Raw genomic sequence first — 15577 nt, 5'->3', positions numbered from 1 at the left:
ATCCCCCTTTATCACGTTTCCGATATTTATCCAAACGGGGATAATAGCGGATAATCCGGCACCGGGCTGGCGGGCGGCCCCGGCTCTCTAGCCCAGAAGCCGCCGCGCGATGACCTGCGCCTGGATCTCGGCCGCACCTTCGAAGATGTTCAGGATCCGCGCGTCACAGAGGATGCGCGAGATCTTGTATTCCAGTGCGAAGCCGTTGCCGCCATGGATCTGCAGCGCGTTATCCGCCGCGGCCCAGGCCACGCGGGCGCCAAGCAGCTTGGCCATTCCCGCCTCCAGATCGCACCGGCGGCCATGGTCCTTCTCGTCGGCGGAGAAATAGGTAAGCTGCCGGGCCACCATGATTTCCACGGCCATCATCGCGAGTTTGGAGGCGACACGGGGGAACGCGATCAGCGATTTTCCGAATTGCTTGCGATCCTGCGCGTATTGCAGGCCGACATCCAGCGCCGACTGGGCCACGCCGATGGCGCGCGCCGCGGTCTGGATGCGGGCGCTTTCGAAGGTTTCCATCAGGTGTTTGAAGCCCTGGCCCTCGACCCCGCCCAGGAGGTTCTCTCCCTTCACGCGGAAATTGTCGAAGCCAAGCTCATATTCCTTCATGCCGCGGTAGCCCAGAACCTCGATCTCCCCGCCGGTCATGCCCTCCGTGGGGAACGGGTTGGCATCGTCACCCGGCTCTTTTTCCGCGAGGAACATGCTGAGGCCCTTGTAATTGCTGGTGTCCGGGTCGGTCCGGGCCAGCAGCGTCATCACATGGGTGCGTGCGGCGTGGGTGATCCACGTCTTGTTGCCGGTAATCCGGTAATCCTCGCCGTCCTTCACCGCGCGGGTGCGCAGACTGCCAAGGTCGGAGCCGGTATTGGGCTCGGTGAACACCGCCGTGGGCAGGGTTTCGGCCGATGCGATCCGGGGCAGCCATTTCTGCTTCTGTTCGTCGGTGCCGCCGGTCAGGATCAGCTCGGCCGCGATTTCCGAGCGGGTGCCGAGGGAGCCCACGCCGATATAGCCGCGCGACAGTTCTTCGGAGACCACGCACATCGACGCCTTGGACAGCCCGAAACCGCCGTATTCTTCCGGGATGGTCAGGCCGAAGACGCCCATTTCGGCCAGTTCCTCGATCACCGTCATCGGGATCAGTTCGTCCTTCAGATGCCAGTCATGGGCGAAGGGTTCGACCTTCTCCACCGCATAGCGGCGGAACTGGGCGCGGATCATCTCCAACTCGTCGTCGAGACCGGTCGCGCCGACGGTGATATCTGCCGTCTGTTCCTGCATCAGCGCCACCAGCCGAAGCCGCGCCGCCTGCGTATTGCCCGACTGGCACAGCGTCATGACGGCGGGGGCCATCATGCCGCGCTGGTCGTCCTGGCTGAGCCCGAGATCCTGCATCCGCAGGATCTCCCCCTGGCTCATCGGGATGCCGCCATAGATCTGCCAGAGATACTCGCCGAAGGCGATCTGATGGAGCAGCGCCTCGGTCTCGCCGAACTGCCCCTCTGCCTGCAGGCGCTCGGCCCAGTTCTGCATCTGGCGAAGCGATTCCACATAGGTGGCCAGCCATGCCAGCCCGTGGGCCGCGGTCTGGTTCTGTTCCAGCGCGGGGGCGGAGAGTTTGCCGTCCTCGCTGACCATGGCGCGAACGCGGTCCGTAGCGGTTGCCAGCAGCGCCTCCACCGGCGGGATGGCCGCGCCGGTCAACGCCAGCAGATCGGGCAAAATCGCGCTTTCAGGGCTGTCACTCTGCATCGGCTGTCCATCATGGGGCATGGGCGCTCTCCTGTCATCACGGGTCTGGACCGGAATTAGGGATTTTGCAGGTGCAGCGCAAGAAAAATACAACAAACGTTACGTGAGAGACCGAAAATGTCTCACTTGTTTTGCAGTGCAGCGGCGCTATAGGAAGGGCGCGAGGGGAACCCGGCCATGGAAGACACGCTGAATCTGATGCCGCTTTGGGCCTTTGTCGCGGCATTGGCGGTCACGTTTCTGGCCGGCTTCGTCAAGGGCGCGGTGGGGTTTGCGCTGCCGCTGATCATGATCTCGGGTCTGAGCCTGTTTCTGGAGCCGCAACTGGCCATCGCCGGTATTCTGCTGCCGGTGGTGCTGTCGAATTTCCTGCAGGCGGGCCGTTTCGGCCCGACGCAGATCCGGGCGGTGGTGATCGAATACTGGCGCTACATTCTGATCGTCTGCATCATGATCCTGTTCGTGTCGCAATTCGTTACGGTCATTCCGGCGCAGGTGTTCTATCTGATTCTGGGCGTGCCGGTGGTGATCCTGTCCCTGATCCAGCTTTTCGGCGTTCGGTTTCATGTGCCCCCCGCGCGGCGGTGGATCGCGGAATGGGGCATCGGGGCCTTTGCCGGCGGGCTTGGCGGGCTTACCGGAACCTGGGGCCCGCCGACGGTGCTGTACCTGATCGCGCTTGAGACACCCAAGGCGAAACAGATGCTCGTGCAGGGGGTGGTCTACGGCCTGGGCTCGGTAAGCCTGCTGATCGGGCATCTGCAATCGGGGGTGTTGAACACGGTCACCGCGCCGTTTTCGGCGGCCCTGCTGATCCCGGCCTTTCTGGGCATGCAGGTGGGTTTCTGGCTGAGCGACCGGCTGGACGCGGAGGTGTTTCGCAAGATCACCCTGATCGTGCTGGTGGTGGCGGGTGCCAATCTGGTCCGTCGCGGTCTGTTGGGTTAGCGAATTTCCGAACTCATTGCCCGAACCCTTCAAGACCGGAGTAATCGATGCCTTCCAGGATGCGGTCGAACCGGTTCTCCCGGGAACTGTTGATCGCATTGATCGCGGCCGCTGACCGCATCTGACGGTTCACGGCTTCCTCCCGGCTTTCGCATTGCCGGAAGGCATCGGACCAGCCCTGCGCATATTCGGGGTCAAAGTTGAACCGCTGCTGGTCCTTCCGGAACTGGTCAAACAGCGATCCGGCCGCCTGACGCCCCGAATGGCACCCGTCATCGAAGCCCTGCCGGTAGGATGGCGAGGTGTTGGACTGGGATGCGATCATGGTTTCGGACGGTTCGGGGAAATTGCAGGCGGTCAGAACGAACAGGCTGAGCGGAAGAAAAGCAAAAGCAGATTTCATGCCGGATAACTCCCTGTGAAACTGGCAAACTGGCACTGGGCACCACAGCCTAGGGTAGTGAGCGGTGCCCATGAGTCGAGCGGAATGCTGTTTTCACGCGGGTCTTGGCATGTTCCCGCCGCCTCCGGTTTCCGGGGCAGCGGGTTGGATGAGGCTCAGCCGATGGCGGCGGCTTTCACGTCCTCGTCGATGAACGGCACGTATTGCGCGAAATTGTCGGCAAACATCTGCACCAGCTTGGCGGCCTGGGCGTCGTATTCCTCGTTCACAGACCAGGTGCGGCGCGGGTCGAGCAGAACTTCGGCCACGCCCGGTGCCTCCGTGGGCACCTCGAAGCCGAAATTCGGATCGCGGCGGAACGCGCCCTTGTTCAGGGTCCCGTCCAGGGCCGCGGCGAGCAAGGCCCGTGTCGCGCGGATCGGCATGCGGGCACCGGTCCCGTAGGCGCCGCCGGTCCAGCCGGTATTGACGAGCCAGCAGGTCGCGGCGTGGCGGTCGATCTGTTCCCGCAGTAGGCTGCCATAGACCTCGGGCCGGCGCGGCATGAAGGGCGCGCCGAAACAGGTCGAGAAGGTCGGCTCGGGCTCCGTCACGCCGCGTTCGGTGCCGGCCACCTTGGAGGTGAAGCCGCTCAGGAAGTGGTACATTGCCTGCGCCGGGGTCAGCCGGGCGATGGGCGGCAACACACCGAAGGCATCGCAGGTCAGCATGATGATGTTGCTCGGGTGTCCGGCCCGCGCGGTCTCGCTTGCATTCGAGATGTAATGCAACGGGTAGGCACAGCGCGTATTGGCCGTCAGGCTGTCATCCTCGAAATCCAGATCGAACGTGTCGGGGTCGAAGACCATGTTTTCGATCACCGTGCCGAACTTGCCGGTGGTGGCATAGATCTCGGGCTCAGCGGTCGGGCTCAGGTTGATGGTCTTGGCGTAGCAGCCGCCCTCGAAGTTGAAGATGCCGTTCTCGGACCAGCCGTGTTCGTCATCGCCGATCAGAACCCGGCCCGGATCGGCGCTCAGCGTCGTCTTTCCGGTTCCGGACAGACCGAAGAAAACGGCCGAATCCCCAGGGTTACCGATCGCATGATTGGCCGAGCAGTGCATTGCCATCACACCCTTGCCGGGCAGGATGTAGTTGAGCAGCGTGAACACCGATTTCTTGTTTTCGCCGGCATAGGCGGTGCCGCCGATAAGGATGAGTTTCTTCTCGAAATTCAGGGCGATAACCGTTTCGCTGCGGCATCCGTGGCGGTCCGGGTCGGCCTGAAAGCCGGGGCAGTTCAGGATCGTGAATTCCGGCGCGAAACGGGCAAGCTCTTCGGCTTCCGGGCGGCGCAGCATGTGGCGGATGAACAGCCCATGCCAGGCCAGTTCGGTCACCAGACGCACATCCAGCCGATGATCCGGGTCGGCGCCGCCATAGAGATCCTGGACGAAATAGTCGCGGCCCTGCATGTGCTTGAGCATGTCGGCGTGAAGCCGGTCGAAGGCCGCGGGTTCCATCGGGGCGTTGTTGTCCCACCAGATCGTGTCTTCGACCGATGCGCTGCGCACCACGAACTTGTCGTTCGGCGACCGGCCCGTGTGCTTGCCTGTGGTCACCAGCAACGCGCCGCCCTGGCCAAGCGTGCCCTCGCCGCGTTTCAGCGCCTCTTCGATCAGGGCGGGTTCCAGCAGGTTGTAGTAGACGGTGCCAAGCCCGGTGATGCCTTGCTGGTCCAGCGTCTGGGCTGGGTTCACGCGCCCGATTTTCATATGCAAGCTCCTTGTCCGGATTGGCCCGGTCCTAGGGTGGAAATCCCGTCGGTGAGTGCGTCAGCCCACCGGTGCGTGGCCCATATAACATGACGATTTTGGCGGTGAACAGGACAGAGCCGCACAGTTAGCGCAACCAAAGCGAAACATTTTTGCACCATTAGGGCGGCTTTAACGCCGAAAAGGTCTGAATTGCAGCGCGCCGCCCGCGCGATTCGCAAGTTAGAGATTGATTCTAAAGCGCGAAGACCGGAGAATGAGGAAAAAATAAGGCAACCGAGCAGTATAAGGATGACAGCATGTCACGGATCGCGCTTGTCGATGACGACAGGAATATCCTGACCTCCGTTTCCATGACCCTTGAGGCAGAGGGTTTTGAGGTCGAAACCTACAACGATGGCCAGAGCGCGCTGGATGCGTTCACCCGGCGGATGCCGGAGCTTGCCGTTCTGGACATCAAGATGCCGCGTATGGACGGGATGGACCTGTTGCAGCGCCTGCGGCAGAAATCCAAGGTTCCGGTCATTTTTCTTACCTCCAAGGACGATGAGATCGATGAGTTGATGGGCCTGCGCATGGGCGCGGACGACTATGTGAAAAAGCCCTTTTCGCAGCGGCTTCTGGTCGAGCGGATCCGCTCGATCCTGCGCCGGCAGGAAGCGATCGCATCGGATGCGACCGACACGCCCGAGGAAAGCCAGGTGCTGGTTCGCGGGCAGTTGTCGATGGATCCGCTGCGCCATGCCGTCACCTGGAAAGGCAACGATGTCTCGCTGACCGTGACCGAATTTCTGCTGCTGCAGGCATTGGCACAGAGGCCGGGTTTCGTGAAATCCCGCGATCAGCTCATGGATGTCGCTTATGACGAGCAGGTCTATGTCGATGACCGGACCATCGACAGCCATATCAAGCGGCTGCGCAAGAAGATGCGGCAGGCGGATGACGAATTTTCCGCAATCGAGACGCTTTATGGCATCGGCTACCGCTACAACGAAGAGTAGATGACTCTGGCTTCGGATCTTTCCATGACCAACAGGCGCGCCCGGGACAGGGCGGATATCGTGCTTGGAGAGGACTGGGATCGGCCGCAGGGTGCGGTCGAATCCGAGTTGCGGGCTGCGCGGCAGCGGCGCGGCATGTTCTCGCTCAAGCGGTCGCCTCTGGCACGCAAGATCATCGTCTTCAACCTGCTGGCCATCGTGGTTCTGGTCGCGGGCGTGCTCTATCTGAACCCGTTTCGCGACAGCCTTGTTCTGCAACGCGAACGCGGTCTGGCGATCGAGGCGCAGTTGATCGCCGATGTGTTCGAGGCGAGCCTGCCGCGCAATGCGCCCGCCGACCTCATCACCGGCGACGGCATCAACCCCGAGGAGGTCCTGAGCCGCATCGGCTTGACTGAAGGTGTGGATGTCTTTGTCTATGCGTCCTCCGGGGTTCTGGTCGCCTCCACCGACACGGTTGCGCGCAACCCCGTGCGCCCGGTGCAGGGTCTTGACGATGACCGGCCCCCACGAACGCTGCTGATCACCGATTTCCTCAATACGGTCTGGGACGGTATTGCGGCACTTCTGTCCAACGAAGACGAACCCTCGGTTCCACCGGATGAAGAGCAACTGGCCCGCGCGCTGATCGATTATGCGCTGAATGGCGGTACCGTGATGCGGCGCGGGGTGGAGACCACGGGCACCGTCTATACCGCCGCCACCCCGATCGAGGGCAGCAACGGCATGATCGGTGTGGTCGCGGTGACCACGGCCGCGGGCGAGATCGATCAGCTTGTGCGGGCGGAACGCGAACAGCTTCTGCAGATGTTCGTGATCGCGCTTCTGGTCTCGATCGGTCTCAGTCTGGTTCTGGCCTCGACCATCGCCAATCCGCTGTCGGATCTGTCCGCCGCCGCCGAGCTTGGCCGCGACAAGAATGCCCGCAAGATGAGCCCCACCCGCGTTCGCATCCCCGATCTGACCGGGCGGCCGGACGAGATCGGGCGGCTGTCTGGAGCGCTTCGCGGAATGGTCGGCGCTCTCTATGACCGGATCGATTCAAACGAGCAGTTCGCGGCCGACGTCTCCCACGAGATCAAGAACCCTCTCGCGTCACTGCAATCGGCCGTCGGCACCATGCGGCTTGCCAAGACCGAAGATCAGCGCAACCGCTTGCTGGAAGTCATCGAACATGACGTGAAACGACTGGATCGGCTGGTGTCCGACATCTCGAATGCATCCCGGCTGGACAGCGACCTGGTCAAGGAGGAAGAAGAGGAGTTCGACCTGATCCGCATGCTGGACAGCCTGAGCGGCTATCACGGCGAAGAGGCGGAAAAATCGGGTGTGGACTTCATTGCCGATCTGCCTCCGGAACCGATCCTCATCAACGGTCTGGAGGGGCGTCTGGCCCAGGTGTTCGTCAATCTGATCACCAATGCGATTTCCTTCTGTCAGCCCGGCGACGCGGTCCGTATCTGGGCGCGCAAACGCCAGAACCGCGTTCTGATCGTTGTGGAGGATACCGGCCCCGGCATTCCCGAAGAGGCGCTGACCAAGGTGTTCAACCGGTTCTATTCGGAACGCCCGGTGCAGCAGTTCGGCGATCACTCCGGGCTTGGCCTTGCAATTTCCAAGCAGATTGTCGAGGCACATGGCGGAGTGATCTGGGCGGAGAACATCCGCCCGACCGAAGCCGACGTGACCTCCGAACCGCTTGGTGCGCGTTTCGTGGTCGGCCTGCCGGTCTGACGCCATGGATCGGGATGCGGCCGATCTTGTCCGCGCTCTGGAAACCTACGGCACCGCGTTCGAGGATCACCTGCATTGCCATGGGACTGCCGTCAGCCTGCAAGGGCAGGGCGTTCTGCTGCTTGGCCCGTCGGGCAGCGGCAAATCCGCTCTTGCGCTGATGCTGGTGGCCCATGGCGCGGATCTGATCGCGGATGACGGCGCATGGGTTTCGGTGCGCGACGGGACCCTGATGCTGAGCGCTCCGCCCGAGGCGCCCGCGATGATCGAGGCGCGGCATGTGGGCCTTCTTGCCGTGGATTGCGCGCGGGCCCCGGTCCCCCTGCGGCTGGCCGTGGACCTTGGCCGTGACGACACCCGGCGCCTGCCGCCGCGACGGAAGGTCGCTTGGGCCGGTGCCAGCGCGGAGTTGATCCATGGCGCCGGTCAGCCCACGCTCTGGGCGGTGCTGATCCAGTATCTGCGCGGCGGGCGCGTGGCCTGAGCCCCCGGCACCCCTTGGTGGAGAACCCGATGCCTGAGCCCGACAGATCCCGACAGGAAGACGGTGCCCGGAGTTCCATGGCGGAAGAAGGCGCGCGGGTCGTCTTTGTCTCCGGTCCTTCCGGGGCTGGCCGGTCCACGGCCATCCGCGCGCTGGAGGATCTGGGCTTCGAGGCGATCGACAATCTCCCGCTCAGCCTCCTGCCGCGGCTGCTGGAAGGCCCGCCGATCACCCGCCCGCTGGCGCTTGGCACGGATCCCAGAAATCGCGATTTCAGCGCGCAGGCCCTGATCGCCGCGGTCGACAGGCTTGCCGTGGATCCCGAAATCCTCGCCGATCTGGTCTTTCTCGACTGCGCCGCCGAGGTGTTGGAGCGGCGCTATTCCGAAACCCGGCGTCGTCACCCGCTGGCCCCGGAAGACCAGCCGATGCTCGGCATCCGGCTCGAGCAGGATCTGCTGGCCCCGGTGCGGGCCCGTGCCGGTATCCTGATCGACACGTCCGAGATGACGCCCCATGACCTGCGCGCCGAGATCAACCGCTGGTTCGCCTCGGGCGGGCAGCAGAAGCTGGCGCTGTCGGTCCAGTCATTCTCCTACAAGCGCGGGCTGCCCACCGGTGCCGATCTGGTTTTCGACTGCCGGTTCCTGCGCAACCCCTACTGGCGGGACGACCTGCGCGCACTGGACGGCCGCGACCCGGCGGTGGCGGCCTATATCGCCGACGATCCCCGGTTTCCGGCCTTCGCCGATCAGGTGACGCAGCTGATCGAAACGCTGCTGCCCGCCTATCGTGACGAGGGTAAAAGCCATCTGAATGTGGCCTTCGGGTGTACCGGCGGGCAACACCGGTCGGTCGCAATGGCCGAAAACCTGGCCGCCCATCTTGCGCGTGCCGGATGGCAGGTGTCTAAAAGACATCGGGAACTGGAGAGGCGTGGCGTGATCCAGACGCCGTAAGCCGGAAAGCACAAGAGTTGATCGGTATCGTTATCGTTGCACATGGAGGCCTGGCGCGGGAGCTTTTGAACGCGACCGAGCATGTTGTGGGCCAGCAGGCAGCGGTGATCGCGATCCCGGTCGGTGCCGATGACGACCGGGCCGCGCGGATGTTCGAGATCTGCGAAGCCGCGGATCAGGTCGATACCGGGGATGGCGTGGTCGTGGTGACCGATATGTATGGCGGATCGCCCTCCAACCTGTCGCTGAAGGCCTGCCGGCCACAGAACCGGAAGATCCTGACCGGTGTGAACCTGCCGATGCTGATCAAGCTGGCGAAATCCCGGCATCTGCCCGTCGAGATCGCGGTCGACCGCGCGGCCGAGGCCGGACGGCGCTACATCGACAGCTTCGATGGTGCCCCTGAATGAGCGACCCGGTCATCCGCGATCTGAAGATCGTGAACGTCAAGGGGCTGCACGCCCGCGCCTCGGCCAGATTCGTCGAAGTCGTCGAGGAATTCGACGCCACGGCGACCGTTCGGCGGGATGGGCTAAGTGCTGCCGGGGACTCGATTATGGGCCTTTTGATGTTGGCAGCCTCTCAAGGAACCTCTATTGAGGTTGAAACATGTGGCACGGATGCCGAGGCCTTGGCCGATGCATTGGAAGCCCTGGTGGCCGACAAGTTTGGCGAAGGCAACTGACCCCGTGCCGAGGGAAGCCCGAGGGGACAGGGTGCGTTGACCGATATCACCACGCCCAGTGTGAAACCCAGAAATCGGCCGGTTGGCCGGCGCTCTTCCATTGTCTACGATCACCGCACGCTGACCTATGCCAATTCCTTTGACAGCGTTCTGACGCGGCATTCCATCAAGGCCATCGAATGGATGACCGGAAAGCTGACGATCATGCGCCGCGTGCGCGAGTTCGAGCGTCTGGGTGCCCCGTCCGGTCAGGCCTTCTGGCCCGCGACGATGAAAGCCATGGGGATCGAGTTGCAGACCCCGCAGGCGCAGCTTGACCGCATCCCCGCCACGGGCCCGGTCGTGTTCGTCGCCAACCACCCTCACGGGCTTGTCGATGGCATGATTCTGGCCGATCTTATCGGGCGGCGGCGTGACGATTACCGCATTCTCAGCCGCTCCATTCTCACAGGGATCGACGACAGCGCGGCCAGCTACATGATCCCGGTCCCGTTCCCGCATCAGCCCGACGCGCAGAAGATGATGATCGAGATGCGTGCCCAGGCCATGGACCATCTGGAGCACAAAGGGCTGATCGCGCTGTTCCCCTCGGGCGTGGTGGCGGCCTCGAAAACCATGATGGGTCCCGCGATCGAGGCGGAATGGAACGTCTTCACCGCCAAGATGATCCGCAAATCCGGGGCCACGATCGTGCCCTGTTTCTTCCAGGGGTCCAATTCACGCTGGTATCAGATCGCCAACCGGATTTCCCCGGTTTTGCGGCAGGGCATGCTGATCCATGAAGTCGTGCATGCGTTCGACAAGCCGCAGGCCCCGATCATCGGCAACCCGATACCGCCTGCGGATTGGGAAGAGCGGATCGGAAACCCGCGCCAGTTCATGGCGTGGCTGCGCGCGCGGACGTTGTCGCTGAAAGAGAACCCCGATCAGGCCTGACCTGCGCCTGGCGCCGCCGGTTTCGCGCAAACGCTGCGAACCGGCTTCTGTCCGCATTCACCGCGTGGGGACGGGCGTGTCGCCACGGTAGTCGTAGAACCCGCGCTCGGTCTTGCGGCCAAGCCATCCGGCTTCGACATATTTGGTGAGCAGCGGGCAGGGCCGGTATTTTGTGTCCGCCAGCCCGTCGTGAAGCACGTTCATGATCGCCAGGCAGGTGTCCAGACCGATGAAATCCGCAAGCTCCAGCGGCCCCATCGGATGGTTGGCCCCCAGTTTCAGCGATTCGTCGATCGAGCGGACATTGCCGACGCCTTCATAGAGCGTATAGACCGCTTCGTTGATCATCGGCATCAGGATCCTGTTGACGATGAAGGCGGGGAAATCCTCCGCCGTGGCGGCCGTCTTGCCCAGCTTGTCGACCACAGCCTTGCAGGCGGCGAACGTCGCCTCGTCGGTGGCGATACCGCGGATCAGTTCGACCAGTTGCATCACCGGCACCGGGTTCATGAAGTGGAAGCCCATGAACTTTTCGGGTCGGTCGGTGCGGCTGGCCAGCCGTGTGATCGAGATCGAGGACGTGTTCGATGTGAGGATCGTTTCAGGCTTCAGGTGCGGCAAAAGATCTTCGAAGATCGCCTGCTTGACCGTCTCGCGTTCCGTGGCGGCTTCGATAATCAGATCCGACGGCCCCAGTTCGGTCAGAACCAGCGTCGTGGAAATCCGCGCCATGGCGGCCTGTTTTTCTTCATCGCTGATTTTTCCGCGACTGACCTGGCGTTCCAGATTGCGGTCTATCAGGGCCAGGGCCTTGTCGAGCATATCCTGGGAAATATCATTCAGAACAACGTCATAGCCCGCAAGCGCACAGACATGCGCGATGCCGTTGCCCATTTGTCCCGCGCCGACGATACCGATCTTCTGAATGTCCATGCCCGGCATCCTTTCCGCGTCCGATTTCCGCCGCACCATAGGCCTCGTTCGCGCCTGCGCACAAGGGCCCTGAACCGCGACGGATTCTGTGAAAAAGCTCCTCAATTTTGCCGTTTAGCCCTTTGGAAACGGCTCCGCGCGAGATTGGGCTCGGGTGAGTCGAAATAAGGTGGGAGCCAAGCGATGAGCTTTGCACAACCGGGGCATGGGCCTCTTGAATATCAGCCGGTACAGTATCCCGGCTCGCAAATGATGTTTCGCGGTCCGGCGCAGGATCTGAGCGGACCGTACATACTCTGTCTCGGTGCGTCCGAGACCTATGGAAAGTTCGTCAGTGCGCCATTTCCGGAGCAACTGGGCGACCGGCTGGATCGGCCGGTGGTGAATATGGGGGCGATGAATGGCGGGCTGGATCTGATCCTGCATGACAAGGCGATTGCCGGGGCCATCGAAGGCGCCGACGCGGTGGTGCTGCAAATCACCGGGGCCCAGAACATGACCAACCGGTTCTATCAGGTGCACCCGCGCCGCAACGACCGGTTCCTGAAAGCCTCAAGCCTGCTGCAGACGATCTATCGGGACGTCGATTTTACCGAGTTCCATTTCACGCGGCACATGCTGTCGACCTTGCAGGTGCTGTCCAAAGACCGATTCCGGATCGTGGTGGGCGAACTGCAACAGGCCTGGCTTGCCCGGATGCGCCAACTGATGGGGCGGATCAAGGTGCCCGTGCATCTGCTCTGGATCGCCGATCATACCCCTGAGCAGGAGCCAAGGGAGAATGCATTGGGCAGTGACCCGCTGTTCATCACCGCAGACATGCTGGAGGAAGTGGCCGCGGAGGCCGCGTCGCTCAGCCTGGCGGTCACGGCGGAGGCGGAGCGGCAGACGCCCACCCGCGGCATGTTCTTCGCGCTTCGGGAGGAGGCGGCGGCCAGGGTGCTGCCGGGCCCGATGGTTCACGCCCGCGCGGCGGAGGAACTGGCGCAACGTCTTGCCGGATAGAAAAAAAGCCCGCCGATCGGACCGGCGGGCTTTTTCAGCGTGAAACGATGGCCCCGGGGTCAGCCGAGTTTTTCGGTCAGCTCCGGCACGGCATCGAAAAGGTCCGCAACAAGGCCGTAATCGGCGACCTGGAAAATCGGCGCTTCCTCGTCCTTGTTGATCGCGACGATGACCTTGCTGTCTTTCATGCCGGCCAGATGCTGAATCGCGCCTGAAATGCCAACGGCGATGTAAAGATCCGGGGCCACGACCTTGCCGGTCTGTCCCACCTGCCAGTCGTTCGGAGCGTAACCGCTGTCGACCGCCGCGCGGGAGGCCCCGACCGCGGCGCCCAGTTTGTCGGCCAGACCTTCGATGATCGCGAACTGCTCTTCCGAGCCCACGCCGCGCCCGCCGGAGACGACAATGCCGGCGGAGGTCAGCTCGGGCCGGTCGGAGGCCGCGACCTTGTCTTCCACCCAGGAGGAGAGACCGGGATCGCCTGCGGCACCGATCATCTCCACCGGAGCGGCGCCGCCGGTGGGGGCTGCATCGAAGGTGGAGGTCCGGAAGGTGATGACCTTCGTGGCGTCGGAGGATTTCACCGTCTGGACCGCGTTGCCCGCATAGACCGGGCGCTCGAACGTATCGGCATCGACCACGGCGGTCGCATCGGAGATCACCATCACGTCGAGCAGCGCCGCAACGCGCGGCATGATGTTTTTCGCATCCGTCGTCGCGGGCGCGGTGATGTGGGTGTAGTCGCTCGCAAGGCTGACGATCAGATCGGCGACCGGCTCGGCCAGGCGGTGGCCGTAAAGCGGGTCTTCGGCGCAGAGCACCTTGGCCACACCGTCGATGGTGGCGGCCTCGTCCGCGGCGGCTTTGGCCGATGCGCCGACGCAAAGCAGCGTCACATCGCCAAGCGCTTTCGCGGCGGTCACGGCCTTGGCGGTGGCATCCATCGCCAGCGCGCCATCGGTCACTTCGGCAAGAACCAGAACAGCCATCAGATCACCCCCGCTTCGTCTTTGAGTTTCGCAATCAGCTCGTCCACCGAACCGACCATCACCCCGGCCTTGCGGCTTTCGGGCTCGGCGGTTTTCAGGATCTCCAGCCGGGGCGTGACATCAACGCCGTAATCGGCGGCCGTCTTTTCATCCAGCGGCTTCTTCTTGGCTTTCATGATGTTCGGCAGGCTGGCATAGCGTGGCTCGTTCAGGCGCAGGTCGACCGTGACGATAGCGGGCATCTTCACGTCGATGGTCTGCAAACCGCCATCGACCTCACGGGTGACCTTCGCACTGTCGCCGTCGATCTCGATGCCCGAGGCGAACGTGGCCTGAGACCAGCCCAGAATGGCGGCAAGCATCTGGCCGGTGGCGTTCATGTCGTTGTCGATGGCCTGTTTGCCGGCCAGAACCAGCCCGGGCTGTTCCTCGTCGATCACGGCTTTCAGGATTTTCGCGACCGCCAGCGGCTCGATATCCTGGTGAACATCGTCGGCGGCGATAACCAGAATGGCCCGATCGGCGCCCATGGCCAGCGCGGTGCGCAGGGTTTCCTGCGCCTGTTTGACACCGATCGAAACGGCGACGACCTCTTCCGCCTTGCCGGCTTCGCGCAGGCGGATGGCCTCTTCGACGGCGATCTCGTCAAACGGGTTCATCGACATTTTGACATTGGCGAGATCGACCCCGGACCCGTCCGCCTTCACACGGACCTTCACGTTGTAGTCAATCACGCGCTTCACAGGCACCAACACCTTCATCTGCACGTCACTCCTGTTCTTGGACCGGGCGGAATGGCCCAGACACATCCTTCATTCCCGAGGTGTGTTATCGTTCTTGGGCAGGTGAAAACAGTCCAAAATCGACGCAGGAGGGTTTTGCGACGCCGCGTTACGTTGGTCTGATGTTACGTCAACTGCCGGCGGCGTGGGCCAGCTCGACGAGGACAGCGGCGTAAATCACGCCGGACGCGACCAGAACGAAGACGTGCCAGATCGTGTTGTGAAAGGGCAGGTTTTCCCACACGTGGAAGATGACACCGGCGGTATAGGTCAGCCCGCCGATCAGCAGGAGGATCAGCCCGGCCTGGCTGAGACCTGCAAGGATCGGCCCGCCAAAGGCGACCCCGGCCCAGCCCAGACCCAGATAAAGCGCCAAGGCGAGGTAGCGGTGGCGCCGGGCGCTGAACAGGATGATCGAGGCGCCGGCCAGCGCCACGCCCCATATGCCCGCCAGAAACCACCCGGCATGGGCCCCGGTCAACACAAGTACCGGCGTGTAGGTTCCGGCGATCTTGAGATAGATCGCGGACTGGTCGATGCGGCGCAGCTGATCCTGCCAGCTTGGCGTCAGGATCATGTTGTAGAGCGCCGAGCAAAGCAGCATCGCGATCAGGCAGACGGTGTAGATGGCCGTGGCCGTGATGATCGTGGCGTCACCGATCCAGACGGCGGCCAATGTGATCATCACCGGCCCGCCGATCATCGCTGCCGACAGTCCCGACACATGCACCACCGCGTCCGAGACATATTCGGCGCGGCTATAGGCATCTGGCTGACGGCGTGGCAACATGGTGCGGCCCTGATTTGTGTATCCCTTTAGAGTATATCAAAATTCCCACCCGTCAATTGGCGATCCCGTAACGTTACCCCCGGGTCCGCAGGGCCGTGCCGTTCCGCCGAAACGGGAGAGGGGCGGTCACAGGAAGGCGGTTCTTGGGATAAGCGGGGTTGTCTTCGGGGCGAAACGGGTTGAGGCGACAGCCCCCTGATATCAGGGGGCTTCCGGCCCGGATAACGAAGAAACGCTGTGGCCGCAGCAGGGTGCCGGACCCACGCTCTTTGCGCCTTCAGACGGGATCACGGATTGTTTCGCGGGGAAAGAAAAACCGGTCATGCCGAATACCGGAGTGTGAGATCTGGATGCGATGACCGCGTAGGTGAGCGCCGCGGGGATCGACTGGCACCCTGATCGAGCTTTGAGAACCG

General features: G+C 62.9%; 16 protein-coding genes. 9 read left to right on the top strand and 7 right to left on the bottom strand.

Going from position 1 to position 15577, the window contains the following annotated elements:
- Positions 1-87: 87 nt before the first annotated feature.
- Positions 88-1779, bottom strand: coding sequence for an acyl-CoA dehydrogenase family protein (locus tag ACQ651_RS13405; protein ID WP_227286794.1), 1692 nt, complete (start codon positions 1777-1779; stop codon positions 88-90).
- A 156-nt stretch (positions 1780-1935) separates the two neighbouring features.
- Between ACQ651_RS13405 and ACQ651_RS13400 the strand changes: the two genes are divergently transcribed.
- The gene (locus ACQ651_RS13400; RefSeq protein WP_430449530.1) at positions 1936-2706 is read left to right on the top strand and encodes a sulfite exporter TauE/SafE family protein; all 771 of its coding nucleotides are present in this window, start codon (positions 1936-1938) and stop codon (positions 2704-2706) included.
- A gap of 13 nt (positions 2707-2719) precedes the next feature.
- On the opposite strand, the gene ACQ651_RS13395 is transcribed toward ACQ651_RS13400, so the two are convergent.
- Positions 2720-3109, bottom strand: a complete 390-nt coding sequence (locus ACQ651_RS13395; protein WP_375551520.1) for a hypothetical protein — start codon at positions 3107-3109, stop codon at positions 2720-2722.
- A 155-nt stretch (positions 3110-3264) separates the two neighbouring features.
- Positions 3265-4863, bottom strand: coding sequence for a phosphoenolpyruvate carboxykinase (locus tag ACQ651_RS13390; RefSeq protein WP_375551521.1), 1599 nt, complete (start codon positions 4861-4863; stop codon positions 3265-3267).
- 299 nt (positions 4864-5162) lie between these two features.
- On the opposite strand from ACQ651_RS13390, the gene ACQ651_RS13385 reads away from it, so the two are divergent.
- The 7 genes from ACQ651_RS13385 (at position 5163) to ACQ651_RS13355 (ending at position 10662) form a co-directional block, all read left to right on the top strand.
- Entirely contained in the window at positions 5163-5864 is a 702-nt protein-coding gene (locus tag ACQ651_RS13385) for a response regulator transcription factor (protein ID WP_121899464.1), read from the top strand.
- 24 nt (positions 5865-5888) lie between these two features.
- Positions 5889-7598 carry a sensor N-terminal transmembrane domain-containing protein gene (locus tag ACQ651_RS13380; RefSeq protein WP_375551522.1) on the top strand — a complete coding sequence of 570 codons (1710 nt, stop codon included), beginning with the start codon at positions 5889-5891 and terminating at the stop codon, positions 7596-7598.
- 4 nt (positions 7599-7602) lie between these two features.
- A complete protein-coding gene (locus ACQ651_RS13375) occupies positions 7603-8082 on the top strand; it encodes an HPr kinase/phosphorylase (RefSeq protein WP_375551523.1) in 480 nt (159 codons plus the stop codon).
- A gap of 77 nt (positions 8083-8159) precedes the next feature.
- Complete coding sequence (gene rapZ, locus ACQ651_RS13370; RefSeq protein WP_430450329.1) at positions 8160-9041, top strand: RNase adapter RapZ; 882 nt, start codon at positions 8160-8162, stop codon at positions 9039-9041.
- Positions 9042-9058: 17 nt separating this feature from the next.
- Positions 9059-9451, top strand: coding sequence for a PTS sugar transporter subunit IIA (locus ACQ651_RS13365; RefSeq protein WP_121899460.1), 393 nt, complete (start codon positions 9059-9061; stop codon positions 9449-9451).
- Positions 9448-9726 (top strand): HPr family phosphocarrier protein, encoded by a 279-nt coding sequence (locus ACQ651_RS13360; RefSeq protein WP_227286788.1) that lies wholly within the window; start codon positions 9448-9450, stop codon positions 9724-9726. The genes ACQ651_RS13365 and ACQ651_RS13360 overlap by 4 nt, the downstream gene beginning before the upstream one ends.
- A gap of 45 nt (positions 9727-9771) precedes the next feature.
- On the top strand, positions 9772-10662 hold the full coding sequence (locus tag ACQ651_RS13355) for a lysophospholipid acyltransferase family protein (RefSeq protein ID WP_227286950.1): 891 nt from the start codon (positions 9772-9774) through the stop codon (positions 10660-10662).
- 57 nt (positions 10663-10719) lie between these two features.
- Here the strand turns inward: ACQ651_RS13355 and ACQ651_RS13350 are convergent, their stop codons facing one another.
- Positions 10720-11595, bottom strand: a complete 876-nt coding sequence (locus ACQ651_RS13350; RefSeq protein ID WP_227286787.1) for a 3-hydroxybutyryl-CoA dehydrogenase — start codon at positions 11593-11595, stop codon at positions 10720-10722.
- Between the two features lie 183 nt (positions 11596-11778).
- On the opposite strand from ACQ651_RS13350, the gene ACQ651_RS13345 reads away from it, so the two are divergent.
- Entirely contained in the window at positions 11779-12600 is an 822-nt protein-coding gene (locus tag ACQ651_RS13345; protein WP_430449529.1) for a DUF6473 family protein, read from the top strand.
- 59 nt (positions 12601-12659) lie between these two features.
- On the opposite strand, the gene ACQ651_RS13340 is transcribed toward ACQ651_RS13345, so the two are convergent.
- From ACQ651_RS13340 to trhA, 3 genes are all read right to left on the bottom strand, one after another.
- Complete coding sequence (locus tag ACQ651_RS13340; RefSeq protein ID WP_227286785.1) at positions 12660-13589, bottom strand: electron transfer flavoprotein subunit alpha/FixB family protein; 930 nt, start codon at positions 13587-13589, stop codon at positions 12660-12662.
- Positions 13589-14350: an electron transfer flavoprotein subunit beta/FixA family protein gene (locus ACQ651_RS13335; RefSeq protein WP_121899456.1), complete on the bottom strand. Its 762-nt coding sequence runs from the start codon at positions 14348-14350 to the stop codon at positions 13589-13591. Before ACQ651_RS13335 ends, ACQ651_RS13340 begins: the two co-directional genes overlap by 1 nt.
- 151 nt (positions 14351-14501) lie before the next feature.
- Positions 14502-15161 (bottom strand): PAQR family membrane homeostasis protein TrhA, encoded by a 660-nt coding sequence (trhA, locus tag ACQ651_RS13330; protein ID WP_430449528.1) that lies wholly within the window; start codon positions 15159-15161, stop codon positions 14502-14504.
- Positions 15162-15577: the final 416 nt, after the last annotated feature.

The organism is Rhodophyticola sp., from assembly GCF_965284195.1.
Taxonomy (GTDB): Bacteria; Pseudomonadota; Alphaproteobacteria; order Rhodobacterales; family Rhodobacteraceae; genus Rhodophyticola.
This window is presented reverse-complemented; position numbering and strand designations above follow the sequence as displayed.